Origin of the sequence: Paenibacillus brevis (assembly GCF_018919145.1) — a bacterium.
Lineage (GTDB): Bacteria > Bacillota > Bacilli > Paenibacillales > Paenibacillaceae > Fontibacillus > Fontibacillus brevis.
Map to the genome: position 1 here is coordinate 89,052 of NZ_JAHLQJ010000015.1, position 26,966 is coordinate 116,017.

Annotated in this window: 23 protein-coding genes; 19 read left to right on the forward strand and 4 right to left on the reverse strand. The window is 51.3% G+C overall.

Translation table 11 applies throughout. The features are described from left to right. Positions 1-123 precede the first annotated feature (123 nt). From KQJ23_RS17255 to KQJ23_RS17290, 8 genes are all read left to right on the forward strand, one after another. Positions 124-870: an IclR family transcriptional regulator gene (locus tag KQJ23_RS17255; protein WP_216480157.1), complete on the forward strand. Its 747-nt coding sequence runs from the start codon at positions 124-126 to the stop codon at positions 868-870. A gap of 245 nt (positions 871-1,115) precedes the next feature. Next, positions 1,116-2,747, forward strand: coding sequence for an ABC transporter substrate-binding protein (locus KQJ23_RS17260; RefSeq protein WP_216480158.1), 1,632 nt, complete (start codon positions 1,116-1,118; stop codon positions 2,745-2,747). Continuing rightward, on the forward strand, positions 2,747-3,736 hold the full coding sequence (locus KQJ23_RS17265) for an ABC transporter permease (protein ID WP_249529854.1): 990 nt from the start codon (positions 2,747-2,749) through the stop codon (positions 3,734-3,736). The genes KQJ23_RS17260 and KQJ23_RS17265 overlap by 1 nt, the downstream gene beginning before the upstream one ends. Continuing rightward, positions 3,733-4,599 carry an ABC transporter permease gene (locus KQJ23_RS17270; RefSeq protein ID WP_216480159.1) on the forward strand — a complete coding sequence of 289 codons (867 nt, stop codon included), beginning with the start codon at positions 3,733-3,735 and terminating at the stop codon, positions 4,597-4,599. The genes KQJ23_RS17265 and KQJ23_RS17270 overlap by 4 nt, the downstream gene beginning before the upstream one ends. A gap of 5 nt (positions 4,600-4,604) precedes the next feature. Next, positions 4,605-5,357, forward strand: a complete 753-nt coding sequence (locus KQJ23_RS17275) for an ABC transporter ATP-binding protein (protein ID WP_249529855.1) — start codon at positions 4,605-4,607, stop codon at positions 5,355-5,357. Continuing rightward, complete coding sequence (locus tag KQJ23_RS17280) at positions 5,354-6,130, forward strand: ABC transporter ATP-binding protein (RefSeq protein ID WP_216480161.1); 777 nt, start codon at positions 5,354-5,356, stop codon at positions 6,128-6,130. Before KQJ23_RS17275 ends, KQJ23_RS17280 begins: the two co-directional genes overlap by 4 nt. After that, complete coding sequence (locus tag KQJ23_RS17285) at positions 6,127-7,191, forward strand: aminotransferase class V-fold PLP-dependent enzyme (protein ID WP_216480162.1); 1,065 nt, start codon at positions 6,127-6,129, stop codon at positions 7,189-7,191. Before KQJ23_RS17280 ends, KQJ23_RS17285 begins: the two co-directional genes overlap by 4 nt. After that, complete coding sequence (locus KQJ23_RS17290; protein WP_216480163.1) at positions 7,188-8,390, forward strand: amidohydrolase family protein; 1,203 nt, start codon at positions 7,188-7,190, stop codon at positions 8,388-8,390. Before KQJ23_RS17285 ends, KQJ23_RS17290 begins: the two co-directional genes overlap by 4 nt. 531 nt (positions 8,391-8,921) lie before the next feature. On the opposite strand, the gene KQJ23_RS17295 is transcribed toward KQJ23_RS17290, so the two are convergent. Genes KQJ23_RS17295 through KQJ23_RS17305 form a run of 3 tightly spaced genes read right to left on the reverse strand, consistent with a single transcriptional unit; the run spans position 8,922 to position 12,090 of the window. Further along, on the reverse strand, positions 8,922-10,538 hold the full coding sequence (locus KQJ23_RS17295; RefSeq protein ID WP_216480164.1) for an alpha/beta hydrolase family protein: 1,617 nt from the start codon (positions 10,536-10,538) through the stop codon (positions 8,922-8,924). 47 nt (positions 10,539-10,585) lie between these two features. Next, positions 10,586-11,692 (reverse strand): DUF1648 domain-containing protein, encoded by a 1,107-nt coding sequence (locus tag KQJ23_RS17300; protein WP_216480165.1) that lies wholly within the window; start codon positions 11,690-11,692, stop codon positions 10,586-10,588. After that, positions 11,692-12,090, reverse strand: coding sequence for a GntR family transcriptional regulator (locus tag KQJ23_RS17305; protein ID WP_216480166.1), 399 nt, complete (start codon positions 12,088-12,090; stop codon positions 11,692-11,694). Before KQJ23_RS17305 ends, KQJ23_RS17300 begins: the two co-directional genes overlap by 1 nt. Before the next feature lie 315 nt (positions 12,091-12,405). Between KQJ23_RS17305 and KQJ23_RS17310 the strand changes: the two genes are divergently transcribed. The 7 genes from KQJ23_RS17310 (at position 12,406) to KQJ23_RS17340 (ending at position 20,173) form a co-directional block, all read left to right on the forward strand. Next, positions 12,406-13,290 carry an AraC family transcriptional regulator gene (locus tag KQJ23_RS17310; RefSeq protein WP_216480167.1) on the forward strand — a complete coding sequence of 295 codons (885 nt, stop codon included), beginning with the start codon at positions 12,406-12,408 and terminating at the stop codon, positions 13,288-13,290. Positions 13,291-13,624: 334 nt separating this feature from the next. Then, positions 13,625-14,488 carry an ABC transporter permease gene (locus KQJ23_RS17315; protein WP_249529865.1) on the forward strand — a complete coding sequence of 288 codons (864 nt, stop codon included), beginning with the start codon at positions 13,625-13,627 and terminating at the stop codon, positions 14,486-14,488. Positions 14,489-14,537: 49 nt separating this feature from the next. After that, a complete protein-coding gene (locus tag KQJ23_RS17320; protein WP_216480169.1) occupies positions 14,538-15,431 on the forward strand; it encodes a carbohydrate ABC transporter permease in 894 nt (297 codons plus the stop codon). A 25-nt stretch (positions 15,432-15,456) separates the two neighbouring features. Further along, a complete protein-coding gene (locus KQJ23_RS17325) occupies positions 15,457-17,094 on the forward strand; it encodes an extracellular solute-binding protein (RefSeq protein ID WP_216480170.1) in 1,638 nt (545 codons plus the stop codon). 12 nt (positions 17,095-17,106) lie between these two features. Next, positions 17,107-18,084 (forward strand): N-acetylglucosamine kinase, encoded by a 978-nt coding sequence (locus KQJ23_RS17330; protein ID WP_216480171.1) that lies wholly within the window; start codon positions 17,107-17,109, stop codon positions 18,082-18,084. Beyond that, complete coding sequence (locus tag KQJ23_RS17335) at positions 18,081-19,400, forward strand: 6-phospho-beta-glucosidase (RefSeq protein ID WP_216480172.1); 1,320 nt, start codon at positions 18,081-18,083, stop codon at positions 19,398-19,400. Before KQJ23_RS17330 ends, KQJ23_RS17335 begins: the two co-directional genes overlap by 4 nt. 5 nt (positions 19,401-19,405) lie before the next feature. After that, positions 19,406-20,173 carry a glycoside hydrolase family 16 protein gene (locus KQJ23_RS17340; RefSeq protein ID WP_216480173.1) on the forward strand — a complete coding sequence of 256 codons (768 nt, stop codon included), beginning with the start codon at positions 19,406-19,408 and terminating at the stop codon, positions 20,171-20,173. Between the two features lie 328 nt (positions 20,174-20,501). On the opposite strand, the gene acnA is transcribed toward KQJ23_RS17340, so the two are convergent. Further along, positions 20,502-23,222, reverse strand: a complete 2,721-nt coding sequence (acnA, locus tag KQJ23_RS17345; RefSeq protein ID WP_216480174.1) for an aconitate hydratase AcnA — start codon at positions 23,220-23,222, stop codon at positions 20,502-20,504. A gap of 223 nt (positions 23,223-23,445) precedes the next feature. Between acnA and KQJ23_RS17350 the strand changes: the two genes are divergently transcribed. From KQJ23_RS17350 to uvsE, 4 genes are all read left to right on the forward strand, one after another. Next, the gene (locus KQJ23_RS17350; RefSeq protein ID WP_216480175.1) at positions 23,446-24,432 is read left to right on the forward strand and encodes an amidase domain-containing protein; all 987 of its coding nucleotides are present in this window, start codon (positions 23,446-23,448) and stop codon (positions 24,430-24,432) included. Positions 24,433-24,497: 65 nt separating this feature from the next. Next, positions 24,498-25,592 carry a D-alanine--D-alanine ligase gene (locus KQJ23_RS17355; protein ID WP_216480176.1) on the forward strand — a complete coding sequence of 365 codons (1,095 nt, stop codon included), beginning with the start codon at positions 24,498-24,500 and terminating at the stop codon, positions 25,590-25,592. A gap of 23 nt (positions 25,593-25,615) precedes the next feature. Next, positions 25,616-25,939, forward strand: coding sequence for a hypothetical protein (locus KQJ23_RS17360; RefSeq protein WP_216480177.1), 324 nt, complete (start codon positions 25,616-25,618; stop codon positions 25,937-25,939). After that, positions 25,936-26,937, forward strand: a complete 1,002-nt coding sequence (gene uvsE, locus KQJ23_RS17365) for a UV DNA damage repair endonuclease UvsE (RefSeq protein WP_216480178.1) — start codon at positions 25,936-25,938, stop codon at positions 26,935-26,937. Before KQJ23_RS17360 ends, uvsE begins: the two co-directional genes overlap by 4 nt. Positions 26,938-26,966 lie beyond the last annotated feature (29 nt).

The following is a 26,966-nucleotide window of genomic DNA, read 5'->3' on the forward strand; positions in this document are numbered from 1 at the left end:
GGTTCTGTCAATCCGGCGGAGATAATTGGATAGATGCAGATTGACGTTTTCCAGACGACGTGATTATAATTTATGTAACCAGGTTTCATATAGTGAAACCGACAGAGAGAGGGATGAACCCTGATGGAGGAGCGAAAACTAACGGTTCGCGCTGTCGAGAGGGCGCTTGATATATTATTATGCTTTACCAAGCAAAGAGATCTGAGCTTGACGGAAATCGCCGGGGAGATCAGTCTTCACAAAAGTACGGTACATCGCTTGCTTACGACCTTGGAGGAGAAGGGATTTGTTATCCGTGATTCGGCGACAGAGAAATACCGGCTTGGTTTGAAAATATGGGAGCTATCCGTCCATTTATCAGAGGGTGATGAGCCGGCGATCCTGCTGCAGCCGCGGATGGAGCAGCTAAGAGACAGACTGGGCGAGACGGTCAGTCTGTACTTGCTGGATGGAACGGATCGGCTACGTATCCAGGCTGTGCAGAGCAATCAGGCCATTCGGCGCGTGGCTCCGGTCGGGGCGAGATTGCCGTTATTCGTAGGCGCTTCGAGCAAGGTGCTGGTTGCCTATGCTCCGGATGAAGTGCTTCAATCTGTTCTGAATAGCCCGGAATGGCCCTCAAGCATAGATCGTGCCGAATATATAACTCAACTGGAGCGGATTCGGGAGATCGGATATGCCACCAGTTATGAAGAGAGAGAACCCGGGGCAGCGGCCGTGTCCGTGCCGATTCTGAACCGAAGGGGAGAACTGGCGGCAGCCCTGTCCGTATCCGGGCCTGTCAGCCGTATGTCCCAGCAGACGTTGGATGAGATTGCTCCTGTGGTGATGGAAGCGGCGAAGGATATGGGAATGATGATGATTCTATAATAGAAGACATCAGATGACAATTTTATAGATGCAGAACGGCGGCGTCATTTTTCTCCAATGAGCAAACTGGCGCTCTTTCTATTTTGCCTTGTCGATCTTAATAAAGCGGATACATTTCCATAGCTGGAAGAAAGTCCTCGAATCCCTTGCGGCGCTTGAAATTTAAGGTTTGACAGATGTCAAATACCAGTGCATAATACTATTCAAACTAATTCAATAGGATTTATCGGACAGGAGGTCAGAAGATGTCGAAGAAGTATGCATTTTCAAGAAAATTGTGGGTGACAGGTATTTGCACCCTGCTCATATTGGTCCTGGTTGCAGGTTGCTCCGGCGGCCAATCATCCTCTGGATCGAATGAGAATGCCGGTCAGAATACGAATCAAGCCGGACAAACAGAAGGAAATACCGGAGCGAATTCAGACCAGGCAGCAACGGGAGGAACCTTTGTTTATGGGCGTCCGGCTGCTGTGAACTCTTTTGATCTTCATAATCAGATTACGGCCAATAACGCGTTTGCGATCGACAAAGTATTCGAATCGCTGTTGTCCTTCAATAGTGACGGGGAAATTGTCGATTGGCTGGCCGAATCGCATAGCGTTAGCGAGGATGGCCTTACTTATACCTTTGTGCTTCGGGACGGTGTGAAGTTCTCGAACGGTACCGATGTAACCGCAGAGGATGCGGTATTCTCGCTGGAGAGACATTTAGAGGTAGGAGGACCGCTTGCGATTGCGGCCAAGGTTGATTCAGTCAAAGCACAGGATGCGAAGACCCTGGTCATTACTCTGCAAGAATCGTACACTCCGTTCCTGTCTGAGCTTTCCAATTTCTCCAACGGGATTATCCCTAAGGATTTTGGAGGCGTGAGTGAGGAAGAGTTCTTTAAGCAACCTGTTGGAACCGGCCCTTTCGTAGTTGAAAGCTGGGATCCGACCGGAGACGTTACCTTTACGAAGAATCCATATTACTGGCAAGAAGGCAAGCCTTATATCGACAAGCTCGTATATAAGCTGATCGAGGATGATAGCCAAGCTATTAACCAGCTCAAGGCTGGAGAAGTGGACGCGATTGAATCGCTGGCTTTGCAAAATGCCAATGAAATTAAGGAAGGCTCCGACACAGCTGTTGCTGAGAATGGCAGCTGGGTGACAGAGCAGATCTTCTTTAATACTCTTGATGAACACTTTGCTGATATCCATGTACGTCGCGCTTTGGCCCAGGCGATTGATCGCGAGGGATTGACCAATGCACTGACCTTCGGCTATGCCCAGACAGCGACCTCTTTGCTGCCAACGGCCATTCCATATAACTCCAATGACACCGTCAAGGCTCTGGAGTTCAATGTAGAGGCGGCTAAGCAGGAGCTCGCTCAATCAGCTTACCCGAACGGCTTCTCGACCAAGCTGCTGATTGCCTCGGGGAACAGCTCGCGAGCCCAGGCTGCGCAGATTATTCAGGCGGCAGGGAAAGAGATCGGCATTAACATTGAGATCGAATCCATCGAGTTGGCGGCGTTCCGTGAGCGTTTCTTCGCTTATGACTTCTCGATTATGATTAACAGCGGCCAAGCGGATTCGCCGGAAGCGAACTCAATCATTGCATTCCAGACAGATCCGGACGGCTTCAGCAAGTCGTACTGGACTCACTATACCAACGATGAAGTAACCGGATTGCTCCGTGAAGGCCAGAAGACGCAGGATGGTGAGGAACGCGCAGCCACCTATGCCAAGCTGCTGCAAATTTTGGCCGATGAAGTACCGTACATTCCGCTGTATTATCCTGAGATTCTGAAGGGTGTCCGTTCTTCTGTAGACGGCCTGATCGTATTGCCGAACGGAAGTCTCCGCTTTGAAGAAGTCCGGATCGGGCAATGATGAACGAAGATCAAGTCCTTAATGCATCTGGCTCCAAAAAACGGGGATCATCCTACAGATGGTTGTTCATTACGGCTGCAAGATCCTTCATTGTCATCGTCTGCGTCATGATTGCTGTATTTTTCCTGATACGGATTGTGCCGGGAGATCCTGCGAAGATGATTCTAGGTGAATATGCCACGCCAGAAGCGCTCGAGAGCATGCATCATGCTCTCGGGCTTGATCTTTCGTTAGGAGAACAATTTCTTCGGTTTCTAAGTAATTTATTTACGCAAGGAGATACAGGCAACTCGATCGTATCCGGGAATTCGACCCGGGTTCTGATCGCGGAGCGTGCGCCGGTCACGCTGCTGTTAATTGCGATGTCCTCTGTCCTTGCGATTATTATTGCCCTGCTGTTGGCTACCCTGGCTTCCACCAATAAAAATAAGTGGCCGGATCATCTGATCCGAATCTTCCCCACGGTTACGATGGGAATGCCTGTATTTTGGGTTGGATTGCTATTGATCCTCCTGTTTGGAGTACGTCTGCGCTGGTTCCCGGTAGGAGGGGCGGGTGAAGGCTGGGGCATGGTCTACAGTCTGATTCTTCCCTCGATTACGGTTGCGTTCTCTCAGATGCCTACACTTGTCCGTTCTCTGCGTGCGCAGATGCTGGACGTGCTGGAATCTGATTTTATCGTCACTTTGAAAGCAGCTCAAATCCCAAGCAGGGTCATTCTGTTCAAGCATGTGCTGCGAAATGCGGCCCTGCCGACGCTCATGCTGTTTGGTGTTAACTTGTCCTACTTGATTGGCGGGACACTGGTGGTAGAGCAGGTCTTCGGCATAAAAGGAATCGGCAGCTTGCTCTTTTCCTCCATTTCCAATCGGGACTTCCCGGTCATTCAAGGCATCGCCCTCTACTGTGCGGTTGCCGTTGTGATCATCAGCCTTCTGGTTGAGATCGTATCTTGGTGGCTGGATCCCAGAACGAAGGGGAAGTCATGAAAACAATAAGCCCACACAACCTAACCGGCCCGAATCGGAAAAGCCAAGGCACCTTGCGGCGGATTCTCAAGAATCCAACACTGCTGGGAGGCATCATTATGCTTGCCATCCTGGTTCTGCTGGCGATTCTTATCCCGGTAATCAGTCCCTACGACCCTTCTGCGCAGGATCTGCGTGCATTTCTTCAGCCACCTTCAGCAGACCATTGGCTAGGAACGGATCAGCTGGGGCGGGATTTGTTTACAAGACTTATTTATGCGGCACGAACCGATCTGTCCATCATGGTCTTGGCCGAGATCATTCCGTTCTGTACGGGGATCTTTCTGGGGATGCTGGCAGGTTATTACGGCAAATGGATGGATAACATCATTTCACTGGTCACGGACACCTTTATCGCATTTCCCTTTTATTTGATCGTAATCATTGTTGCATTTGCCAGCGGGGCTGGACAGCGGGGGATCTTCATCACCTTCATGCTCGTAGGCTGGATTGTGTTCGCCCGGGTAACTCGCGGAGTTACTGTATCGCTTCGTCAGCAGGAGTGGGTTGCCTCCGCACAGACTCTTGGTCTTTCCGGCATTAGAATTATGTTCCGCCACATTCTGCCTAACGTGCTTCCCCAGGCGGTGGTGGTGCTGATGACCGATATGGTGGGCCTGTTGGTTGCGATCGTTACCCTTGGTTACTTGGGGATCGGCATTGCACCGCCTACCCCTGACTGGGGAACGATGATTTCAGATGGGCAGTCATTCATTACAACAGCCTGGTGGCTGTCTGCCATGCCGGGATTGGCAGTAGTATATACAGGGATTGCCTTATCCTTGGTAGGGGATGGGCTGGCTGATTTATGGAGGAGGAGATAATGTCAATGAATCCGATTTTGGAAGTAGAGGCATTGACTCTGTCATCCAGAGCTAACCCTAAGCTGGTGCATAATGTAAGCTTCTCGATAGGAAAGGGAGAGACGCTTGGACTGGTCGGTGAATCCGGTTCAGGCAAATCGCTGACCCTTCGGGCTATTCTCGGCTTGCTGCCGCAAGGGATTGAACAGACGGGCGGCCAAATCAAGAGCTCTCTAAGCAGTGCAATGGTATTTCAGGATCCTCGGGGTTCATTAGATCCGTTATGTCCAGTGGTTAAGCAGCTTGCTGAGGTAATCTCCTACCGCCAAGGGCTGAGCCGCAAAGCCTCGCACCAGGCTGCGCTGGAGCTGCTGGAGGTCTTGGGCTTGCCGCTTTCGCTGCGGCAGAAGGACCGCTATCCAAGCCAGCTGTCCGGCGGACAGTGCCAGCGGGTCGTTATCGCGCTTGCCCTGGCTTGCAAGCCGGGTATCCTGCTCTGCGACGAGCCGACCACGGCGTTGGATGTGACCGTTCAGGAGCAGATTATTGAGACGATCTCCGCTTTACAGCAGGAGCTTGGTTTCGCGATGGTCTTTGTCACCCACAATCTGGCGGTTGCCTCAGCGATGTGCTCGCGCCTTTGTGTGATGAGACAGGGACAGATTGTGGAGCAGGGTGATACGCTGAGTCTCCTTCAAGCCCCTCAGGATGCTTATACGCAAATGCTGATTAATTCGGTGCTTCCGGTACCGGTACTGGAGGGGGGAGAACAGAGATGAGCCATGGATTGCACATTAAGGATCTGACCGTACGCTATGACGGGGTTACGGCTCTTGATCGGATCCAATTAAATATTGAAGAGCATACCACCCTTGGGCTCGTTGGTGAATCCGGCTCCGGCAAGTCAACTTTAGCCCGCGTTGTCGCAGGGTTGATCGTCCCGGACGAAGGCATCATCTCGCTCGGGGACGAGCCGCTCACGAGGAAGAGAAGCCGGGCTCAACGCAAAAAAATCCAGATGATCTTTCAGAATCCCGATGCCTCACTCAATCCCAGATTGTCAATCCGGCAGCTATTGAGCGAAGCGCTGCTGTTTCACGGCATCGTTCGCCGCAGCGAGCTGGAGCAGCGTTGTCTGGAATTGCTGGCTCGTGTTCAGATCGATGGATCGGCATTGGACCGTTATCCGCACGAATTCTCCGGTGGCCAGCGGCAGCGGATTGCAATTGCCCGGGCACTTAGTGTGGAGCCTGAGCTGCTGATTGCTGATGAACCGACAAGCGCACTCGATGTCTCCGTACAGCTGAGTGTGCTTGAACTATTTTCTTCATTAAAGCAGGAATTGAATTTGACGATGCTGTTTATCTCCCATGATATGGGGGTTATCCATGCCATCAGTGATACCGTGGCCGTTATGCGCCATGGACAGCTGGTGGAGATCAACTCGAAGGATCGCTTCTTTGCCCGCCCGGATACAGCGTATGGCTATCAATTGCTGTCCGCTGTTCCCAAGATGCCGGCAGGAACATATAGCAGGAGGGATACACCATGAGTCAACTGAACGCAAGCCATATTCCGTTGTCGCTCGAAGAGTTCGACCGGATTACACAATTGTTCGCGAGCGTGCTCTCAACCGCTCATGCCCCGGTTGTGATCCCGGGTGAGGCAATTCTGGGCATTGAAGCCATGGCAGCAGGCATTGCAGCTCCCGGGCGCAAGATTCTGAATATCGTGACCGGACCTTATGGGAGCCTGTTTGGAAGCTGGCTGGAGCGCGGGGGCGCGACGGTCGTGGAGGTCAAGGTATCCTTCGACAAGGTGGTGACGGTCCGCGAGGTTCACGAGGCCATTAAACGCCACAGCCCGTGTGCGATCTCTTTCGTGCAGGCCGAGGTTGTCACGGGAGGCTCGAATCCGGCGAAAGAAATCCTCGAAATAGCCGGAGAGTATCAGCTGGTGACGATTATGGATTCTGTCTCTGCCGTAGGTGGAGAACAACTGCTTACGGATGAATGGGGCGTGGACCTGGTAGCTATCGGTGCACAAAAAGCGTTAGCGGGTCCGAACGGGATCAGCGCAGTCGGTATTTCGCCGCGCGGCTGGCAGTTCATCGAGACGAATCCTCATGCGCCCCGCAATTCAATCTTGTCACTGTTAGACTTGAAGGCGAGTGCAGACCGATCAGCTCCGCGGCGTGTTCCGCCTAATCTTCCTTCTCTGGAGGGGAGGGCGCTAATTACTGCGCTGTCCCGTATCGAAGAAGAGGGACTGGAGCAGGTCATCCGCCGTCATGAACTGGCTGCAGCCTCGCTCCATGCCGGAGCGGCTCAACTGGGGCTTACACCGTGGCAGCAAGACAGCCAATTCTATTCCACGCTGACCTCAACGATACGCATTGCGGATGAACCGCGTTTGCGTATAGATCAACCGATCGGAATTGTCGCTCCGGGGGACGGAGAGCTGTTCGGACAGCTGCTGCGAGTGAACCATTTTGGACTGAATGCGAGTAAAGAGGGTGTCAGTACAGCACTGATTACCCTGGCCGAGCTGCTCGAGCATTCTCCGGAAGCTGCCTTGTCCGCAGCCGCCGAGATATGGGAGGGACAGGCATGATTGTACAGGCACCGGAGAAAAAAGACTTTCAAGGAATCCATATAGTCGGCATTCTGGACAAGCGGTTCGATATTTCGATTCGTGATGGGAAATTTCAGGCTGTGAAGGAAGTGACTGACCGGCCTGTGAAGGAAGCAGGCGAGGGGGACGGGGCTGTCACCCTGAGTGAAGCATCCGAATGGAATGAAGCAGAGACTGGCGAGGGGCTGTGGATGAGTCCGGGTCTTATCGATCTGCATACGCATTTGGCTTGGACGGATTTCGACCATGCCGATCAATTAAAGCGGGAGCCGCAAGAGATTGAGGCGATGCAGGCCCAGGCGTTCGAGGCTACGCTGCGAGCGGGCATTACAACGGCAAGAGATGCCGGTGGCCTGGCACAGCCTACGGCTGATCATATTTTGCGGCATTACGGGCTTCCGCTAAGAGTCATCACCAGCAATGGAATGTTCGGGGCGTCAGATGCCCGCGGTATAGAGCATTTGAAGGTACGGATGAACGAAGTATTTGCATCAGGAGCAGGCTGGATTAAAATTATGGCTACCGGCGGTCTAGGTGCTCCAACGGAGAAGGTGCTTGAACCGAATTTTTCCGAGCAGGAGTTCGCCTTTATCGTAAAATACGCCCATGACCATGGAAAAAAAGTGCTCGTACACAGCTGGGGAGGCGTAACGATCGACTGGTCGATTCAGGCAGGAGTAGCCTCTGTTGAGCATGGGATGTTTCTGACGGCGGATCAGGCAGGAAGAATGGCGGCTGCTGGCGTGGCTTATGTTCCAACAGCATCGATTTACCGAATCGCCGCTGATCCTAAGGGTGTGTTGGCTCTTCCTCCGCTGATCAGTGACCGTGCGGCCCGTGCGGCTGAAGCACATCCCCGTGCAGTGGAATATGCCAGGCGGGAAGGCGTGCTGATCGGCTTCGGCACGGATTATGCCACGCCTGCATTGCACGGCAGCAACTTGATGGAGCTCGATACCTTGCGCGAATATGGCCTTTCCTGGGAGGAGGCGTGGCAGTCCGCGACCTCTAACGCAGCTCGCATTCTGGATGCGGAGCGACAGCTGGGAGCCGTTGCGGAAGGCCTGCTGGCAGATGCCGTTGTGTTCCGGCAGGATCCATTTCAGGCAGAATCCACGCGGCACATCCAGGACAATATTGCCATGGTGATTACAGCCCGTGAGGGGTCTTTGGTGTAAACAGGCTCCTAAACAGAATCTGCGTGTATGTAGAAAGCTATGTGTACTATGTGAAAGGGGCTGTCCGATAAGTCCCCGAAACAAAAAGTTGGGCGAGAAAAGGCACTGGCCCTTTTCTGCCCAACTTTTGTTCGTTCTCTCTTGCAGCACTTATTTCGTCGCACTAGCGCCTCCCGTCAGCAATTTTTAATGCTTTTTTGCATTAAAATTGTGACTTGAACGCCCGCCCGAACAATTATAGTGCCTTTCGGCACTATAATTCGCCGCATGAGCCTCCACACTAGCAATTATAATGCCTTTTTGCACTAAAATCGTCGTATGAGCACCCCCGCCAGCAATTATAATGCTTTTTAGCATTAAATTCGTCGCATGAGTCCCCACACCAGCAATTCTTAATGCCTTTTCCACCTAAGCCCAATCGAACGGCATAACTCCGAAGAAGAGGGAGCCCCAAGCAGTCATCATAGCTGACTTTCGGAACACCCTCTTCGTATTAAAAGGCCAACCAGAATCTCTGGTTGGCCTTTTTGCTTACGGCTTCACACGGTTGATCCAGCTGGCGATATCTTCAATGATCGACTCTTTAACATTTGACGGTGTTACATATTCGGAGCCGATCGAGAGACCATCATATTCGGACAGCAGGTGGTTGACCTTTGGATACAGCTTGTATTCCGCATCGGAACGGTTCTTAAGCGCCTGCTTCCAGAGGTCAAATTGTCCGGCAGGCACCTGCCAGTCATTTTCGCCCTGAAGGATCAGCAACGGTCCTGATTGCTTGGCAGCAAGCTCCGAAGCTGTATAATTCTTTTGCTCAAACCACCAAAAGGCGGGCTGTATCGGGAAATTGTCAGGCATATTCTCTGTCGTATACTGAGGGTCATTCACGATATCGGCGATGGCAATGAACTGGGCCGCTTGCTGCTCGTACGGGGTGGAATCGATGCCGATCTGCTTCACGCGGGCTACAAGCTCTTTTTGCTGCAGAGCCAGAATATCGGCAAATTTGCCGGCAGGTCCGGCAAGAATGATTGCTCCTGCGATGCTCTTGCCTGCATCCTCTTGAATCATCAACGGTACAGCGTAGCCGCCCTGACTATGGCCGGCCACGTAGATGCGTGATGAGTCGATATTATCCATACCTTTCAACAGCTCGACAGCAGCTAGTGCGTCATCGACGGTTTCGCGCTTCAACGTGAAGGTTGGATCCAACGATACCTTCAAGGAATGCTCGTATGTTACTTTGTCATAACGGAGCACAGCAATACCTTGGGCTGCAAGCCCGACGGCCAGATCACGGAACACTTTGGCGCCGCCGATCGTTGAATCGCGATCCTGCGGTCCCGAGCCGTGAACAAGCACGACAGCAGGAAAGGGGGCTGTTCCGGTATCTATACCGGCTGGCAGGGTTAACGTTCCTGGCAAGGCCAAAGCTCCGCCCCCCACCGTGATCTCTTGCTCTGTATAAGCTCCAGCCCGTTCATAAGCAGGCTTCTGATAATCCTGCGGAAGTGATGTATTGATATAGTAATCATCAACCTTTCCAGCCTCATTCAGTCTCAGGATGATCTGGAAGCCAGCTGCCTCCGTGACAAAAGTATAAGATACGCTTCTATGCACACTATTTACGGTTTCAGTCTTCGTCGCTTGTCCCTTGACCTTGCCGAAGAGCTGCTCGTAATTGGACCATAGTCCATTCAGCAATGCCGGTTGAAGGACAGGCGCAATGGATTCTGCAGTCAATGAGGCGGCAGCAGAACCATTCCCGGCTTGCAGCGCCTCAATAAAGGCATCGGCAGGATCAGACTCAACGGCTAGGCCAGCCAGCGCCTGATTCAGAATTTCGCTATCGATGACAACACTTCCATCCTTCACTTGTACCGGTGTGCGAAGAGCGATTTCCTTTCCGTTAAGCAACACGGTATGTTTATGACCAAGGCGAACGATCAGGGTCTGATTGTTCTTGGTGACGGTGACGCTCTGCTCGGCTTGGCTCCAATCAACCTTGGCACCCAGGGATTGGGCTGTGCTGCGCAGCGGAACCAGAACAGATGGATCGGAGTCCCCTGCAAGGGCTGCCGTCGCCGGCAGGGATATGGATACGGCCAGGGATAAGGCGGTTACAGCTTTCAGATTTTTCTTTAACATCGTAAATCCTCCCTCTAGAAATGATTATTATTTCATACCATGAATAACTATTTGGAAATCAAAATCGATACAATCACGATGATCAAAATGACACCTACAACGGTCCAGGCCGCCGGATGCGCATGGTTGATCGTCCAGCCGATGCCGCTCCTTTTTTCAACGAAAACAGAAGGGTCGGAAGGGTTGTAATAAAACATTCCCAGCTTCCACAAATGATCATCATCTACCGGCTGCACGTTTGAGCCCTTGGCCGGACGTTTGATCCTGCTGCCGCCTTGACCCGTCAGGAAAGATAATATGATAGCGAACAGGACGACAAAGAGCGGAATAGCAAGGGTCACGGATATCATCACGCTTGTATGAACCGGTTGGATCATGTTCAATTGCAGGAAGGAGAACAGTCCGATTGTCATAAAGGAGGACAACAAACTAAAGACGGACCACCGATGACGAAAAATCGAGCTTTGCCGAATGGAGCGTTCTGGATCTCCGGCATAAGTCTGTTGTTTGCTGTGCTGAATACTCCAGTTGATGAAGAGGAACAGCAGCAGCATCATAATCTGGGCGGCATTAAGAGAAAGGACAGTAGCATATGATTTGGCGGCGCTTTCGACAATATTTCCCTGGAAATCATACTTAAGTGCGATTTGTCCCGGAAGCCGGTCATAATTCGCCAGCATATACAGAACACTTCCCGCAATCAGTGCTACGTGCAGCCAAAACCAGTGATTAGATACAGCCAGTTTGTTCTGACGGTATTTTGTATCTACGGCCAAAATGGATTTTGCCTCCGCGGTCCCGGGAAGTGCTCGCTTCAGCTGTTTCATTTTAAAATGGAAATAGAGGAACAGCCCCGAAGATAAGGCAATCAAAAGAAAGATAAATAGAGGCAGCCAGATGCTTTCCTCTAATCGGTCCTGATGACCAGAACGTAACAGAGCAAAGGCGCATAAGAGATACAACAGCCCATATAGAAGCAAGCTAATTAGAGCATAATTTTTCCGCATACGGCGTACAGGTTCACTGCGGTAAATCTCTTCACTGATCGAGATGCCAAAGCTGACGGTCTCCCGGGTCAAATAGGGCATAAAGGCGAGCGATGAGATGAGTGGGATAAAGATGAGCGTTAACACAACGATGGATAGAGTTGACATTATGATTCCTCCTTTGTCGGCAGGGCAATTTCTGTATAGATCTGCTCCATGATCTCTGTCAGCTCCTGCCGGCTCATTCCTCTGAGGATCGCTTCAGCAATAATGGGCCTGAGTTCAGCGGCCTGCTTCTCCAGAAACTCGCTTGTTGCAGAAGGCATTCCCTCCGGATTAACGACGACTCCCCGTTGCCGGTGGACCAGAATATATCCTTCTTGCTTCAAACGCGTGTAAACCTTATTGACGGTATGGAGGTTGATACCTACATCTGAAGCGAGCTGGCGGACAGAGGGCAGCAGTTCTCCTGGTTGCAGCTTGCCTCCGGCAATACCTTCGACAATCTGGTGTTCAAGCTGTGTGTAAATGGGAACCTCTGATTGCATATCTAAATGGATGATCAACAATCGCCACCTCCTTGTTATAACTGTTATACTTATAATATAACAGTTAATCAATGTGATTGTAAAGAGAGTTCTGCATAAAAAACAGTCAAGGGAGCCGGAGGCAAGCTATTCGAACCGTTCTTCTTGGAGGGGAGCCACGGTTACCGCCCGGGACGAAGTGCACAGCAGGGCATTGGGAAAGTCATTACAAGGCGAAACATCGATGGGGCCAAGTATCCGGTAAGTCTCATTAATGGTATATTTAAGCGTATAAGTAGTTTTAACCTTACAAGTGCAGCTTGGACACTTTGCCTCAAAGGAGAGGAGCCGATCATGAAATTGGCCGGATTGGGGGGAGCTATCCCCAGGGAGAAAGTATTGCTGGACAAGAGGTATCCTCTTTATATTGCAGAAACAGTGGGTGTGAATACCCACTACCAGAAGCTGCATTGGCATGACGTGCTGGAGATTAACTATATTTCTTCCGGTCGCGGTTACTACATCATTAATGGGAAGTCCTTTGAATTCGAGGAGGGTGATATTCTCCTGATCAATTCCAATGATCTGCATTGTGCCTACGAGATGCACGATCTGGTCATTCAGGTCATTGAGTTTGATATGGCCTGGTTCGCCGGAAGCCTTCGGTACGATCCGGAGATTTTGACTCCGTTTAAAGAGATGGGTATTCATTTCACAAATCTGCTGGATCGAAATTCACCCTACATCGGTGAACTGCGAACTTTGCTGCAAACCATGCTGAAGGAACATGAGCAGGAGCAACGTTCCTATATTTCAATGGTTCATGCCTTGCTGCTGCAATTCTTGTCCTGTGTAAATCGCTATTTTCGTTCAGATGTGGCGAATCAAAGCCATTCGGAGATCAGTTCTATACAGTTGGAGAAGGTGAGGCAGATCATTCATGCCATGGAGGAGAAGCTGGCTCATCCCTGGACTCTGGAAGAGCTGGCCGCTTCCGCCTATCTTAGTCCCTCCCGATTTAGCGATATTTTTCGCCGGGCCGTGGGAAGGCCTCCCCTGGAATACCTCATTCAGCTTCGTCTGGAGCATGCGCTTCGGCTGCTGGAAACTACCCCGCACAAAATTAGCGACATTGCGATGGAATGTGGCTTTCGTAGTTTATCCAACTTTAATCACTTATTCCGCAGGCATTACGATATGTCTCCCAAGCATGCTCGAACCCATAAAATTTCTAAATAATGAAAAACGCTTTCAATTCCCATGAAAATAACATAAACATAACATTATAAGTTTCATATATGCGAATTTAACATTGATTCTCAAACTTTCAGTAAAATATCGTTGCTTTTCAGATATTTAACGGGAGAATATAGGCGGATTAGCTTATAAAATAGTCTCAAATGGAAGAAAACCTTACGCAAGAGCTGGGCGCGTAAGGTCTTTTCTTCAAAAAAAGGAGGAGACGCTGCTGCAACCCAGTATACCCAAAGAGCAAAAAGGTTTGAAACGGCTTGGCCGGGGCCGTAAACCCAAGTTGACGGAGGATTTGCTTAGACAGTGGGATGTTCAGTTAATGGTCTTGCCGGCACTGCTGTTCATCTTAGTGTTCAGCTATATCCCCATGTATGGGGTGCTTATGGCTTTTCAGGACTACAACATTTTTACGGGCTTCATGTCAAGTCCGTGGGTGGGCTTCAAGCATTTCGAAAGGTTCTTTCATGCCCCTGAGTTCTGGAGTGTTATTCGTAACACAGTGGTAATCAGTTTGCTTAAGCTGTTTATCGGGTTTCCAGCCCCGATCCTGCTCGCGCTGATGCTGAATGAGATACATAACCGAGTGTTCAAACGCACCATTCAGACAATCAGTTATTTACCGCATTTTATTTCCTGGGTTATTGTTTCCGGATTTGTTACCTCGTTGCTGTCAACAGATAATGGAAGCTTCAATATTTTGTTGCAGCAGCTCAACCTGATTGACGAGCCTATCAATTTCTTATCCATTCCGGAGTATTTCTGGACCATTCTTGTGACAACAGGGGTTTGGAAGGAGATTGGGTTCTCTTCCATCGTGTATCTGGCCGCGATTACCGGCGTAGATCCTCAACTGTATGAAGCGGGAGCCATGGATGGAGCCAGCCGGCTGCGGCAAATGTTCTCTATTACGCTGCCTTCCATCTTACCGGTCATTATCATTTTTCTCATTCTGAACATTGGCAATTTGCTGAATGCGGGCTTTGAGGACATCCTGCTACTGGGCGCCAATCCGGTGTTGCGGGATGTTGCGGATGTTATTGACACTTACGTGTATCGCGTAGGGATCCAAAACAACAGATATTCTTATGCAACGGCTGTCGGATTGTTTAAGGGAGTGCTTAGTGTGGCGCTGCTGGCCGGGGCTAACTATGCAGCCCGCCGGTCGGGGAACAGCCTATGGTAGCCGCCGTTTGCCTTGACAAGTACGCCAATCGGAAGAGAGGGAAGACGCAATGAAGCTGACTCTGGGCGACAAGACGCTGTCTGCGGTCATTTACATCCTGCTGTTCGTGCTGGGGTTTGCCGCTTTTTACCCTTTCTGGAACGCTGCTGTGATCTCCTTCAATAGTGGAAATGACACGATGCGAGGGGGCATTACCTTCTGGCCCCGGGAGTTTACTCTGGAGAACTATGCAGTGGTATTCAAGGACGAACGGTTGCTGGGCGGCTTTGCGGTCTCTATGCTGAGAACGGTAGTGGGTACCTTATTATCCATTCTGGCTACCGCTATTTTTGCCTATGGGATGACCAAAACCTGGTTGATCGGCCGCAAATTCTATATGGTGGTATGCATCGTCACTATGTTCTTTAGTGGTGGACTCATCCCCACGTACTTACTGATTCGGGAACTGCAACTGATTGATACGTTTTGGGTCATGGTCGTGCCGGGACTGATCAGCGTGTGGAATATGATTATATTCCGTACGTTCTTCAAGGGCATGCCGGCCGGTCTGGACGAATCTGCCCGCATCGATGGTTGCTCTAACTGGGGGGTGCTGTTTCGAATTATCTTGCCGCTGTCCGGACCCGTGCTGGCGACGTTGGCCTTGTTCACAGCGGTGTATCACTGGAATGATTGGTTTGCCCCTAGCATTTATATCTCCAACGTTGATTTGCTGCCAATACAAACTAAACTACAGCAGATATTAAATTCGAACATCATGCTGGAACAGATGTCGCAGATGGACTCAGCCGCTGCCAGCCATTTGAACCGAATGAAGACAGTGACCACCAAGTCATTGTCGATGGCAACGATGATGGTTGCGACAGTACCCATTTTGTGCGTTTATCCGTTTGTACAGAAGTATTTTGTGAAGGGTGTTATGATCGGGTCTTTGAAGGAATAGTTCCGCAAATGAGGGGGAGTCTTGTATGAAGCATTGGAACCATTGGAAAATCACGAAAAGGCTGGTGTTGACCACCATGTTGGCCGCCGTGCTGGCGCTGACCGCTTGCTCAGGCGGAGGAGCGGGCATCGAAGCTAATGAAGGGGCGGCGCAAGGAGGAGAACCTGCGGGAGAATCAGGGCCGCTCACCTTCACCTTCTATGGCCACTATGATTGGTATACGATGCCCAACTGGGGAGAGGACCTGTCCACCAAATGGATTAAAGAGAACAAACAGGTCACGGTGGAGCCCATCAGTTCTGGCGGTAATGCCAAGCAGAAGCTAAGCACCATGATTGTATCCGGAGAACTGCCGGATGTGATCTGGATGGAACGGGGAGCGGATGTGGAGAAGCTGCGCGCGGCGGGCATGCTGGTTCCCTTTGATGACTATTTGGAGAAGTACCCCAATTTGAAGAAATGGGCCGGGGATTCGACGCTCGATATGCTCCGGTCACCGGACGGGAAGCTCTACCAGTTCCCTAACTGGTTTACGACGCAGCCTAACGGTAATGCAGGGTATCTGGTCAACAAGAAGATCTACAACGAGCTTGGCGCCCCGCCTTTGGAGACCACCGATGATTTGTATGCTTATCTGAAGCAGGTGAAGGCCAATTACCCGGATATCGTACCTTTGGAAGTGGGGCAGGGAGGCTCCGGTATAGAGATATTAACCTCGGCGTTTGGCGAGAACTATCCTTATACGTTCACCGCTATGAAGGGCGTCCCTTCAGGCAATCAATTGAATTCGCTTTTTACTGACCCGGTGTTCAGAGAAGGCATCGGATATGCGAATAAGCTTTACCGTGAAGGCTTGATTTCGCAGGATGCATTCACACAAAAGCTGGAGCAGGTCGAGCAGAAGGTGCGGAATGGACAAATCGCGGTGTATGTAGCCTCAAGTCCAACAGAGTATGGGGCAATCGGCAATGCCCTGCTATCGGCAGAAGATCCGGAGGCTGGTTATATCATGGTATGGCCTATCCATAAGTCCGGGCTGGATAAGAACAAAATTTATCCCGGCGATTACAAACAACAGGGCTGGAACGTCAATGTGATTACCCGCTCCGCCGAGAACCCGGAAGCAATCTTCGCCTTCTTGGATTGGATGACCGGTCCTGAGGGACAACGAATCATCATGTGGGGACCGGAGGGGTTGTATTGGGACGGCGTGGATGAAGAAGATGCTCCTAAGTTCACGGAGAAGTTTACTTCAGATCCGAAGGGCCGCGATGAATTGATGAATGCTACGGTCAACTTTCAATGGGTGGGGAATACCGTATACGTGGACAATTCAAAGATGAAGTTTGAATCCACACTCCCTCCAGAAAAGCAGAATTGGGAATCAAGATGGCAATCGGAAATTACCTGGAAGACACAATATAACACGACGGAATTTACCAACCTGGATCCGGCGGGAGACAGCGAGGAAGGAATTGTGGCTCAAAGTGTGCTTGATATCTATACCAAGGCGCTAGCCTCGGCCGTCATGAATGCGAAGTCTGAGGCAGAGGTGGCCTCGACGCTCGATAAGGCAGAAGCAGAAGCACAGAAGGCGGGATACGCCAAATTGCTGAAATATAAGACAGAGAGATGGCAGGAGAACTTAAGTAAGCTGAAATAGGAGAGAACGGTGTTGAACTACTATTTGGGAATAGACGGTGGTGGAAGCAAAACCTTGGCCGTCGTCACTGATGAACAGGGCAGAATTATGGGACGCGGGCTAAGCGGGTGCGGCAATCACCAGGTTCAGGTGGAGCTGGCACGGCGCAGTATTCAACAGGCGTCAGACGAAGCTATCAAACAAGCTGGTATTACTCGTAATCAGCTTAGCTATGCCATGTTTGGCCTGGCTGGTGCCGACCGGGAGGCAGATTTTCGGGTGCTGAGACCAATGATTGCAGATATGCAATTTCCGCAGCATGGCATCGTATGCGATACAGAGATTGGATTGCGGGCAGGCACACGGCAAGCGAATGGCGTTGTCCTGGTTTGTGGCAGCGGCACCAACTGCTATGGAATGAACAAGCAGGGTGAATCGCTGCAGGTTGGAGGCTTTGGATACATGTTCGGTGACTTCGGCGGTGGCAGCGAGCTGGCGGTGGAGGTATTCCGCACGGTAATTCGCGCTTGGGAGGGGAGGGAGAACTCGACCCTCCTCACCGAAGCCGTTCTGCAAACGCTGGAGTATCCCTCGGTGGAGCGTTTGTTCCATAATTATCTCGACCGTGGCGCAAAGGCTCCGAGACATCTAACCAAGCTGTTGTTCCAGGTGGCAGAGCAAGATGAAGCAGCGAGGGCGATTCTTCAGCGGCAAGGCCGCGAGCTTGGCAAGACTGCAGCCGCCGTTATTCGCAGGCTGGGCATGATGCAGGATCACTTCGACCTTGTTCTGGTTGGTAGCGTACTGACCCGAAGCGATCACAGATTCATCACACCTCAGATCGAGGAGATGATCAAGCCGTTAGCTCCCGGGTGCCGCTTGCGGCGGTTAACGATGGAACCGGTGGCGGGTGCTATTCTGCTAGCTATGGAGAAGTCCGGGCATCCCGTGGAGGATGGGGTGTATGACCGACTAAATGAAGGGTTGTCAGTAAAGGAGGAGCAAGCATGAAGCGGGAACTGAAAATCGCCGTTATTGGTGGAGGATCGTCGTATACCCCCGAACTGATAGAAGGGTTTATTCAAAATTATGAGACTCTGCCAGTCACTGAAATTGTACTTGTGGATATTCCGGAAGGAGCGCACAAGCTGAAGATCGTGGGGCAGCTGGCGGAGCGTATGATTGCAGCATCAGGACTACCCATTAAGCTGGAGATGACAATGGATCGACGTTCTGCACTGACCGGCGCGACATTCGTCACCACTCAGATGCGGGTGGGGCTGCTGCAAGCACGGGCCTGGGATGAGACAATTCCGTTGAAATACGGCATGATCGGTCAGGAGACAACGGGACCAGGCGGGATGATGAAGGCCTTGCGGACGATCCCCGTGCTGCTGGATATCTGCAAAGACATAGAAGAGCTCTGCCCGGATGCCTGGATGCTTAACTTTACGAATCCGGCGGGTATGGTGACAGAGGCGATTTACAAGCATTCCCGCGTCCGCTCCATCGGCTTGTGCAATTCTCCCATTGCGGCCTACAAATGGTTGTCTTCCTTGTACGAAGTGCCGATTGAGCGTATTCACTGCGAGTTCGTTGGCTTGAATCACCTACATTGGATTAGTCAAATTACTATTGACGGCATGTCCAAGCTGTCGGAGCTGCTGGCCAACCAGGAAGGGTACTCCGCGCGCAATGTTCCGCAGTTCGCTTGGAACGGCACTTTGCTGCAATCCCTGAAGGCTATTCCATCTTATTATTTGAAGTATTTCTATTTGCAGCGAGAAATGCTTGAGGAACAACAGCAAGCGGCCTCCCGTGGGGAGACGCGTGCCGAGACGGTTCAGCGTCTGGAGGATGAATTGTTCGAGATATATAAGGACCCAGAATTGAAAGAAAAGCCGAAACAGTTGGAAGAGCGGGGAGGGGCTTACTACTCGGAAGCTGCTGTAAAATTAATGAATTCTCTGTATAATAATTCCAGAGATATTCAGACACTGAATGTTGCCAATGGAGATACCTTGGACTTTCTCCCCGAGGATGCCTGCATTGAGGTGAATTGCCAAGTAACGAGTGAGGGGCCCCTGGTTCAGCCGATCACGGTTGTTCCAGAAGCGGCAAAGGGGTTGATTCGATCTGTAAAAACCTATGAGCAACTGGCTATCGAAGCGGCCGTTACCGGTGACCGGGGAATGGCACTACTGGCTTTGACACATCATCCGTTGACCTATTCCGTAAATGATGTTGAGAGAATGCTGGATGAAATGCTGGAGCAGAACCGGCGTTATCTCCCGCAGTTTTTCGCCCAAAACCATGAGGAGGGATAATTAAGATGAAGAAGATGATGTTAGGGAAAATCCGCGGTATATTGAGTGCAATGATGCTAGGCGTAAGCTTGCTATTGGTTATTCCGGCTTCGGCGGCAACCGGGTTCACAGAGAATTTGAATGCGGCAAACCCAAGTATGTTTTATATTTCAGATGGCTGGGCGAACGGTTCTGATTTTGGTGTGGCCTGGAAGGCTAGCAATGTCGAGTTCAATAATGGAGTGATGGCTCTTCGGTTGGATAATGTCGGATGTTCTTCGAATTGTCTGGGCAAGCCCTTTGCATCTGGGGAATATGCCACGAATACCAAATACGGATTTGGACGAGTTGAGGCAAGGATGAAGGTAGCTAAGGGAACAGGTCTTGTGACCTCATTATTCACGTATTATAATCCAGATCCTAGCGTGAAGCTAAACGATGAAATTGATATCGAGATTCTTGGGAAGGATACCACCAAGTTGGAAGTGAATTACTTCACGGCTGGTGTGGGAGGACACAGCACGATTATAGACCTGGGCTTTGATGCTGCGCTGGACTTCCACAATTATGCCTTTGAGTGGTCTCCTACCTTCATTAAATGGTATGTTGACGGTCAATTGGTGCATACGGAGAATGGATCACGGGGTCCGTTGCCTACGAATCCGGGTCATATCATGGTTAACCTTTGGGCGGGAGCCAATGCTGCAGAACAATATTGGACGGGTAAATTTATTTACCCAGGCTCCCCGGTACGAGCGTATTATGACTGGATCAAGTTTACACCAGCCAGCTAGGACGCAGAATCCACTCCCTGAATCGCCTCGTGATCAGAAGATGACTTGTGAATAATTGCGTAAAGGTAAATTAAAGCCTCCTCTTTTAGTGACCGGGAACCACATCGGTTACCAAAGAGGAGGCTTTCTTTGTTGCAGCTTAACTTTTAACAGGGTGTCCAGCTCTAGGGACTAACTTGAGATGAACGCGTAAAAGAGCAAAGTCGTAAGTAACGTGCGCAGAAACATTTCAAATTCCTGGTGTTAGCCTCGCTCTGAAAAAACGAAAGGCTCGTACAGGCAGGGAATTGTGACCTCCCCACTCAGTACGAGCGTCTTCGTTTAAAGATTATGAATTATTATCTTTAATCATCTGACGAAGCACCGTTTGGAGAATACCGCCGTTATGGTAGTAGTCTACATCAACCATGCTGTCGAGGCGGGCCGTGACATGGAACTCAAATTGCGTTCCGTTCAGGCGGGTAGCAATAACCGTAAGCTGCTGTCCCGGCTTGACTTCGTTGGATAACCCTACGATATCGAACGTTTCTGTTCCGTCGATTCCAAGCGTATTCCAGCCGTGTCCTTCCTGGAATTGAAGGGGAAGTACCCCCATGCCGACCAGGTTGCTGCGGTGGATCCGTTCGAAGCTCTCGGCAATGACCGCTTTTACGCCCAGCAGGAAGGTCCCCTTGGCTGCCCAGTCTCTGGAGCTGCCCGTTCCGTATTCCTTGCCGGCGATGACGATCAGGTTCTGACCGTCGGCCTGATAATTCATCGAAGCATCGTAAATCGACATCAGCGTGTCCGTCGGTAAATGCTTCGTGACGCCGCCTTCGGTTCCCGGAGCAACCTGATTCCGGATGCGGATATTGGCGAAGGTTCCGCGCATCATGACCTCATGGTTCCCGCGGCGGGAGCCATAGGAGTTAAAGTCTTTACGCGCTACGCCGCGGTCGCTCAGGTACACTCCGGCCGGGCTTGTCGGCGAAATGTTACCGGCAGGCGAGATATGGTCGGTTGTAACCGAGTCTCCCAGCAAGGCAAGCACACGTGCCTGGCGGACATCCGCGATGTCCTGAAGCCCGTCGCCGATCTGCTCGAAGAATGGCGGGTTTTGGATATAGGTAGACTTTTCATCCCATTCATACAGCTCGCCTTCCGGCACCGGAATGGAATTCCAACGTTCATTTTGCGTAAATACGTTCTCGTATTTGGAACGGAACATTTCCGGGCTGACGGACAGGCCGATCGCTTCCTTGATCTCCTTGGAGGAAGGCCAGATGTCCTTCAAGAATACCGGTTGATCATTCTGATCATAGCCCAGAGGGTCATTTTGCAGATCAATGTTCACCGTACCTGCAAGGGCATAAGCTACGACGAGAGGAGGAGAGGCAAGATAGTTCGCCTTCACTTGAGCATGCACGCGGCCCTCGAAGTTACGGTTACCCGAAAGCACGGCGGCAACGGTCATATCGTTCTCCGCGATTGCCGCGCTGACTTCGTCAGGCAACGGACCAGAGTTGCCGATACAAGTAGCGCAGCCATAACCCGCTACATGGAAGCCCAGCGCTTCAAGCGACTCGATCAACCCGGCTTTTTCCAGATATTCGGTAACAACAAGCGAACCTGGCGTCAAGCTGCTCTTTACATAGCCCGGCTTCTTCAAACCGCGTTCTACAGCCTTTTTCGCCAGAAGCCCAGCACCGATCATTACGCTTGGATTGGAGGTGTTCGTACAGCTCGTAATCGCTGCGATGACTACCGCGCCTGTCGTCAGTTCGCTGGCAGCTCCGTTCGGATGCTTAACGGGAACCTTCTGCTCGATTTTCTCATCGCTCAGACCGTATCCGCCCTTATCTACCGGCGTACGGATGATGCTGTTGAAGCTATCCTTCATCTCGGTCAGCTCGATCCGGTCTTGCGGACGCTTCGGCCCGGCAAGGCTCGGGACAACGGAAGCGAGGTCAAGCTCAATCAGATCGCTGAACAGCGGGTCTGGTGTATCGCTCGTACGGAACATACCTTGCGCTTTATAGTAAGCTTCCACAAGGGCGATTTGCTCTTCCGAGCGTCCGGTGCTGCGAAGATAAGCAAGCGTCTCTTGGTCAACGGGGAAATAACCGACCGTCGCGCCATACTCTGGCGCCATGTTGGCTACGGTTGCCCGGTCGGCCAGACTGATATTGGCAAGACCAGGTCCATAGAACTCGACGAACTTACCGACAACGCCTTTTTTACGCAGCATTTGTGTGACCGTCAGCGCCAGATCCGTCGCAGTCGCACCTTCTGACAAGCTGCCGGTCAGCTTGAAGCCGATAACCTCAGGTGCAACGAAATAAAGCGGCTGGCCCAGCATTCCTGCTTCGGCCTCGATACCGCCAACGCCCCAGCCCACCACGCCAAGGCCGTTGATCATCGTCGTATGGGAGTCCGTACCTACTAATGAATCCGGGAATACGACAGTCTCGCCGCCGATCCGCTTGGTTGCGGCAACAGAGGCCAGATACTCCAGGTTCACCTGGTGAACGATCCCGGTGGCAGGAGGAACGGCACGGAAATTGTTGAATGCCGTCTGCGCCCAACGCAGGAAACGGTAACGCTCTTCATTGCGTTCGAACTCTACCTTCATATTGTATTCGAGTGCTTCAGGTGCGCCAAAGGCATCCACCATGACCGAGTGGTCGATAACAAGATCAACCGGAACGAGCGGGTTAATCTGCTTGGGATCCCCGCCGGCCTTCTTTACTGTGTCACGCATCGCAGCAAGATCAACGACCACGGGCACGCCGGTAAAATCCTGCAGCACGATCCGTGCCGGGATGAAAGGAATCTCCTTGTTATCGTCTCTTCCTTCGCTCCATCCGGCGATTTGCTTCACATGTTCCTCAGTAATTGCTCTTCCGTCATATTGGCGCACAGCAGCTTCCAGCAGCACTTTAATGGAAAAAGGAAGCTTGCTGACTGGGCCAAGTCCCTGCTCTTCTAATGTGTTCAGATCGTAATAGCGGTAGCTTTTTCCGCCGACCTCCAGCTTGCGGCTGCTGGAGAAAAAATCTTGATTAGACATGAAACGAACCTCCTTGTTTCACTCTGTGAAACATGATTTCAAAAAAACTCACTAAATTAAGTATACCTGTCGCCAGACGGCTAGTAAAGTGTTTTTTGCCTTAGAATATGCCCTATTCGCTCTCTCTAAACATACTTGCCAGCCCCGTTTCATATATTAGTTGCAATGGACTTCATGAACGGCGGCATCAGGCTCCAGGTTTATTTTGAAGGAGGTCATGACGATGGCAGAGGGTTGGATGAGGACGCTGTCTCAGTATGTGAACCAGCATAATCAGGATGAAATTGATTTCGGGAGCCGGGTAGAGGAAGGGATCGTTACGGATCTGGAGTATTTGCTTAGGCTGGGAGAGCGAAAACGCAGGCTGGCGGATTGGTATGCCGAACGCAAAGCCGTTCCCCTTCGATGTGAGACAAGAGCAAAGCTGCTCCGTGAAATTGAACATAGAGAGGGAGAAGTAGAGGTTGAACTCCAGCTGTTAAGAAAGACCGATTATGAGCGTAGAGGGGTGCCGCATCGAGAGGAAGTGATCCATAAGCAGCGACTGACGCTTCAGCACGAAGATGGAGACTGGACGGTGGCGCGGGTGCTTGAGCCGATTTCTGAGCGAAGCGCTCCACGAAAATCCGAAGGCACGGCGGAGTCGGCCAAGTCTGGTGCCGGGTCCAAGCCTTATTTAAACCGCGAGCTGTTGAAAAGCGGCTTCCGCAGTACTCCATACCGGAGACAGGATGCCGTGCTGTATGCAGACCGCTGGTGGGACGATTTCAATCCGCAATTCGCCGCATTCGAAGTTGATTGCACCAACTATATCTCCCAGTGCCTCTTTGCAGGTGGAGCGCCAATAAATTATACTGGAAAAAGAGATTCAGGCTGGTGGTACAAAGGTTATGTCGGCGGGAAGGAAGCATGGAGCTACAGTTGGGCGGTCTCCAATGCACTGGAACGCTATCTAAGCAGCGGTTCCAGTGTGGCGGAGCCTGTAAATAGGGCGGAACAGCTTGAACTTGGCGACGTCATCGTCTACGATTGGGATGGCAACGGCGCTTTTCAGCACAGCACTATTGTTACGGCTTATGATGCCGACGGCATGCCGCTGGTGAATGCTCATACTGTGCCAAGTAAGCACAGGTACTGGGATTACCGTGATTCCTACGCATGGAGCGACAACACGGTATATCACTTTTTCCGTATTGCGGACCGGTTCTGAGCAGGAAAAAGAGCGGCGCAAGCCGTTTTTTTCTTAATTTTCAAATTGATGAAAAGAGGTTGCACATGGGACAGGAAAAATTGACGGTAGGTTTGATTTACGGCGGGAAATCGGGGGAACACGAGGTATCGCTGCAGACCGCCTTTGCGGTGTCCAAAGCTTTTGACTACGACAAATACGAGATTATTCCTTTCTATATTACCAAGCAAGGAACCTGGAAAGTGGGTCAGACGATGACAGCCCCTTTCAGAGCCCTTGATCAATTGGAGCTTGATAACGGTTCGGACGATACAGGAGCCGCGGTTCAGATGCTTTTCCAGGGGGTGTCCTCCGGGGAGCGGGCAATCGATATAGCCTTCCCGTTGCTCCATGGGACGAATGGAGAAGACGGGACGATTCAAGGCCTGTTCGAAATGGCCAATTTGCCTTATGTCGGAGCAGGTGTAATGGCCTCTGCAGCAGGGATGGACAAGGTCATCATGAAGAAGCTGTTTGCCGAAGCGGGCCTTGAGCAATGTAAATATTGCTACTTCACCGCTTCGGAATGGGAGAGCAGACAAGAGGTTCTTGTACATGGAATCGAAGAGAAGCTGGGGTATCCTTGCTTCGTTAAGCCGGCCAATCTGGGATCAAGCGTCGGCATCTCCAAGGCAAAGACCCGGGATGAGCTTGTTCAAGCCATCACGTTCGCGCTTCGCTACGATGTGAAGGTTATCGTGGAGGAATTCGTGGATGCCCGCGAGGTTGAAGTCGGGATTTTGGGCAACGATGAACCGCTTGCTTCCGTTCCGGGAGAGATTGTCTCCTCCAGTGAATACTATGATTATTCAGCCAAGTACTCCGACGGCAAGTCACAGATGATTATTCCGGCACAAATCGACACGGAACTGGCTGACCGGATTCGCGAGCTGGGCGTTCAGGCCTTTAAAGCCATCGCAGGCAACGGCTTGTGCCGGGCGGACTTTTTTGTGAAGAAATCCGACAACACCATCTGGATCAATGAAGTGAACACGATGCCAGGCTTCACGCCGTACAGCATGTATCCGCTCTTGTGGCGCGAAACTGGCGTGTCCTATGAAGCGCTTTTGGACCGATTGATCGGGCTTGGGCTCGAACGGTTTGAAGCAAAACAGAACCTGAACTTCGAGAACGGCATCTAAATTCTGGAAAGGCGGATGAGCTTATGGGCTTTCAAACAGAATTCAACTCAGTATGTAAATTCAAAAATGAGCAAGAGCTATACGAGCTGCTGGAGTATGGACGCGGTAAAATGCTCAAAACCGGTCTGCGCGTATTTCCAACCGGCCAGAAGGTAATTGCTTATACGCCGGATAACAAGGCGGTAGCTATCGTCAAAATAACTGCCAGTGTGGCGGAGATTAACTTCAATGATGAGGAAGTTACCTCGGTGGAGCTGCAGCTTGTCCGGCTGCTGACAGAGGAAGAATCCAAAATCCAGACCGATCTTGCTTATGAAATGTTCTTTGGAGACGCGGAGGGCAAATGATCGTCCGATTCGGCTATGTCGCGATGTCGACGGTCGTAGAGAAGGCATCCCCATCAAGAACAATGACTTACAAGACCTTCAGCGGTTTGCTCGACCGTGAGGCAGCGATTCGCCGGTTGGAGGCCCTTGGGGCAGAGAATCTTCATAATACGCTCAGGCTCCTGCGTCATAATGTGGCAAGCGATATTAAGTTGTACCGCTTCTCCTCCAAGCTGATTCCGCTGGCTACACATAGCGCGCTTGCGGATTGGAACCCTTATGCTGCGCTCCGGGAACCATTTGCACAGATTGGGGATTTCGTTCGCAAGCATGAAATGAGAGTATCATTTCATCCGGATCATTTTACCGTATTCAGTACGCCGCGCTCGGAGGTGCTACAGAGTTCGATCCGGGATCTGAGCCATCACATCTCGATGCTGGAAGCGATGGGGCTGGATGGCAGGTCCAAGAATAACATTCATGTGGGCGGTGCATATGGAGACAAGCACTCGGCGGCAGAACGCTTCATTAGCAATGTATCGGATCTCCCTGAGAGCTATCGTAAACGGCTGACACTGGAGAACGACGACAAAACCTTTAATGCTCGGGAAACGCTGGGAATTTGCGAGGCTCTGGGGCTTCCGATGGTGCTGGATATCCATCATCAATGGGTGAACAATGAAGGAGAGCTTCCATTAGAGCTGTGGCCCCGGATTTTAAAGACCTGGTCCGGTCCGCTTGCTCAGGCTGATTCTCCGCAGCATGATCCGCTGCCGCCCAAGATTCATGCGTCGAGCCCGAAGAGTGCGAGTGACCCGCGCGGCCACGCCGATCATGTGATAGCCGCTCCTTTGCTTGAATTTCTCCGCAGTATTGCCGGCATGACGGAGCGAATGGATGTAATGCTTGAGGCCAAGCTGAAGGACGGTGCGCTGTTTGCGCTTATGGAGGATTTGGCCCGTTACCAGGGGGACGGCGTGCGCATCCTGGATCAGGCCTCAGTGGAGATTATGCCTTAATACGCTCCGCGCTAGTGTATTTACTTGCG

Excerpts from the sequence above, each read along its gene's own strand:
- KQJ23_RS17255 (WP_216480157.1), top strand. The coding sequence starts at position 124 with ATGGAGGAGCGAAAACTAACGGTTCGCGCTGTCGAGAGGGCGCTTGAT.
- KQJ23_RS17260 (WP_216480158.1), top strand. The coding sequence starts at position 1,116 with ATGTCGAAGAAGTATGCATTTTCAAGAAAATTGTGGGTGACAGGTATT.
- KQJ23_RS17265 (WP_249529854.1), top strand. The coding sequence starts at position 2,747 with ATGAACGAAGATCAAGTCCTTAATGCATCTGGCTCCAAAAAACGGGGA.
- KQJ23_RS17270 (WP_216480159.1), top strand. The coding sequence starts at position 3,733 with ATGAAAACAATAAGCCCACACAACCTAACCGGCCCGAATCGGAAAAGC.
- KQJ23_RS17275 (WP_249529855.1), top strand. The coding sequence starts at position 4,605 with ATGAATCCGATTTTGGAAGTAGAGGCATTGACTCTGTCATCCAGAGCT.
- KQJ23_RS17280 (WP_216480161.1), top strand. The coding sequence starts at position 5,354 with ATGAGCCATGGATTGCACATTAAGGATCTGACCGTACGCTATGACGGG.
- KQJ23_RS17285 (WP_216480162.1), top strand. The coding sequence starts at position 6,127 with ATGAGTCAACTGAACGCAAGCCATATTCCGTTGTCGCTCGAAGAGTTC.
- KQJ23_RS17290 (WP_216480163.1), top strand. The coding sequence starts at position 7,188 with ATGATTGTACAGGCACCGGAGAAAAAAGACTTTCAAGGAATCCATATA.
- KQJ23_RS17295 (WP_216480164.1), bottom strand. The coding sequence starts at position 10,538 with ATGTTAAAGAAAAATCTGAAAGCTGTAACCGCCTTATCCCTGGCCGTA.
- KQJ23_RS17300 (WP_216480165.1), bottom strand. The coding sequence starts at position 11,692 with ATGTCAACTCTATCCATCGTTGTGTTAACGCTCATCTTTATCCCACTC.
- KQJ23_RS17310 (WP_216480167.1), top strand. The coding sequence starts at position 12,406 with ATGAAATTGGCCGGATTGGGGGGAGCTATCCCCAGGGAGAAAGTATTG.
- KQJ23_RS17315 (WP_249529865.1), top strand. The coding sequence starts at position 13,625 with ATGGTCTTGCCGGCACTGCTGTTCATCTTAGTGTTCAGCTATATCCCC.
- KQJ23_RS17320 (WP_216480169.1), top strand. The coding sequence starts at position 14,538 with ATGAAGCTGACTCTGGGCGACAAGACGCTGTCTGCGGTCATTTACATC.
- KQJ23_RS17325 (WP_216480170.1), top strand. The coding sequence starts at position 15,457 with ATGAAGCATTGGAACCATTGGAAAATCACGAAAAGGCTGGTGTTGACC.
- KQJ23_RS17335 (WP_216480172.1), top strand. The coding sequence starts at position 18,081 with ATGAAGCGGGAACTGAAAATCGCCGTTATTGGTGGAGGATCGTCGTAT.
- KQJ23_RS17340 (WP_216480173.1), top strand. The coding sequence starts at position 19,406 with ATGAAGAAGATGATGTTAGGGAAAATCCGCGGTATATTGAGTGCAATG.
- acnA (WP_216480174.1), bottom strand. The coding sequence starts at position 23,222 with ATGTCTAATCAAGATTTTTTCTCCAGCAGCCGCAAGCTGGAGGTCGGC.
- KQJ23_RS17350 (WP_216480175.1), top strand. The coding sequence starts at position 23,446 with ATGGCAGAGGGTTGGATGAGGACGCTGTCTCAGTATGTGAACCAGCAT.
- KQJ23_RS17355 (WP_216480176.1), top strand. The coding sequence starts at position 24,498 with ATGGGACAGGAAAAATTGACGGTAGGTTTGATTTACGGCGGGAAATCG.
- KQJ23_RS17360 (WP_216480177.1), top strand. The coding sequence starts at position 25,616 with ATGGGCTTTCAAACAGAATTCAACTCAGTATGTAAATTCAAAAATGAG.
- uvsE (WP_216480178.1), top strand. The coding sequence starts at position 25,936 with ATGATCGTCCGATTCGGCTATGTCGCGATGTCGACGGTCGTAGAGAAG.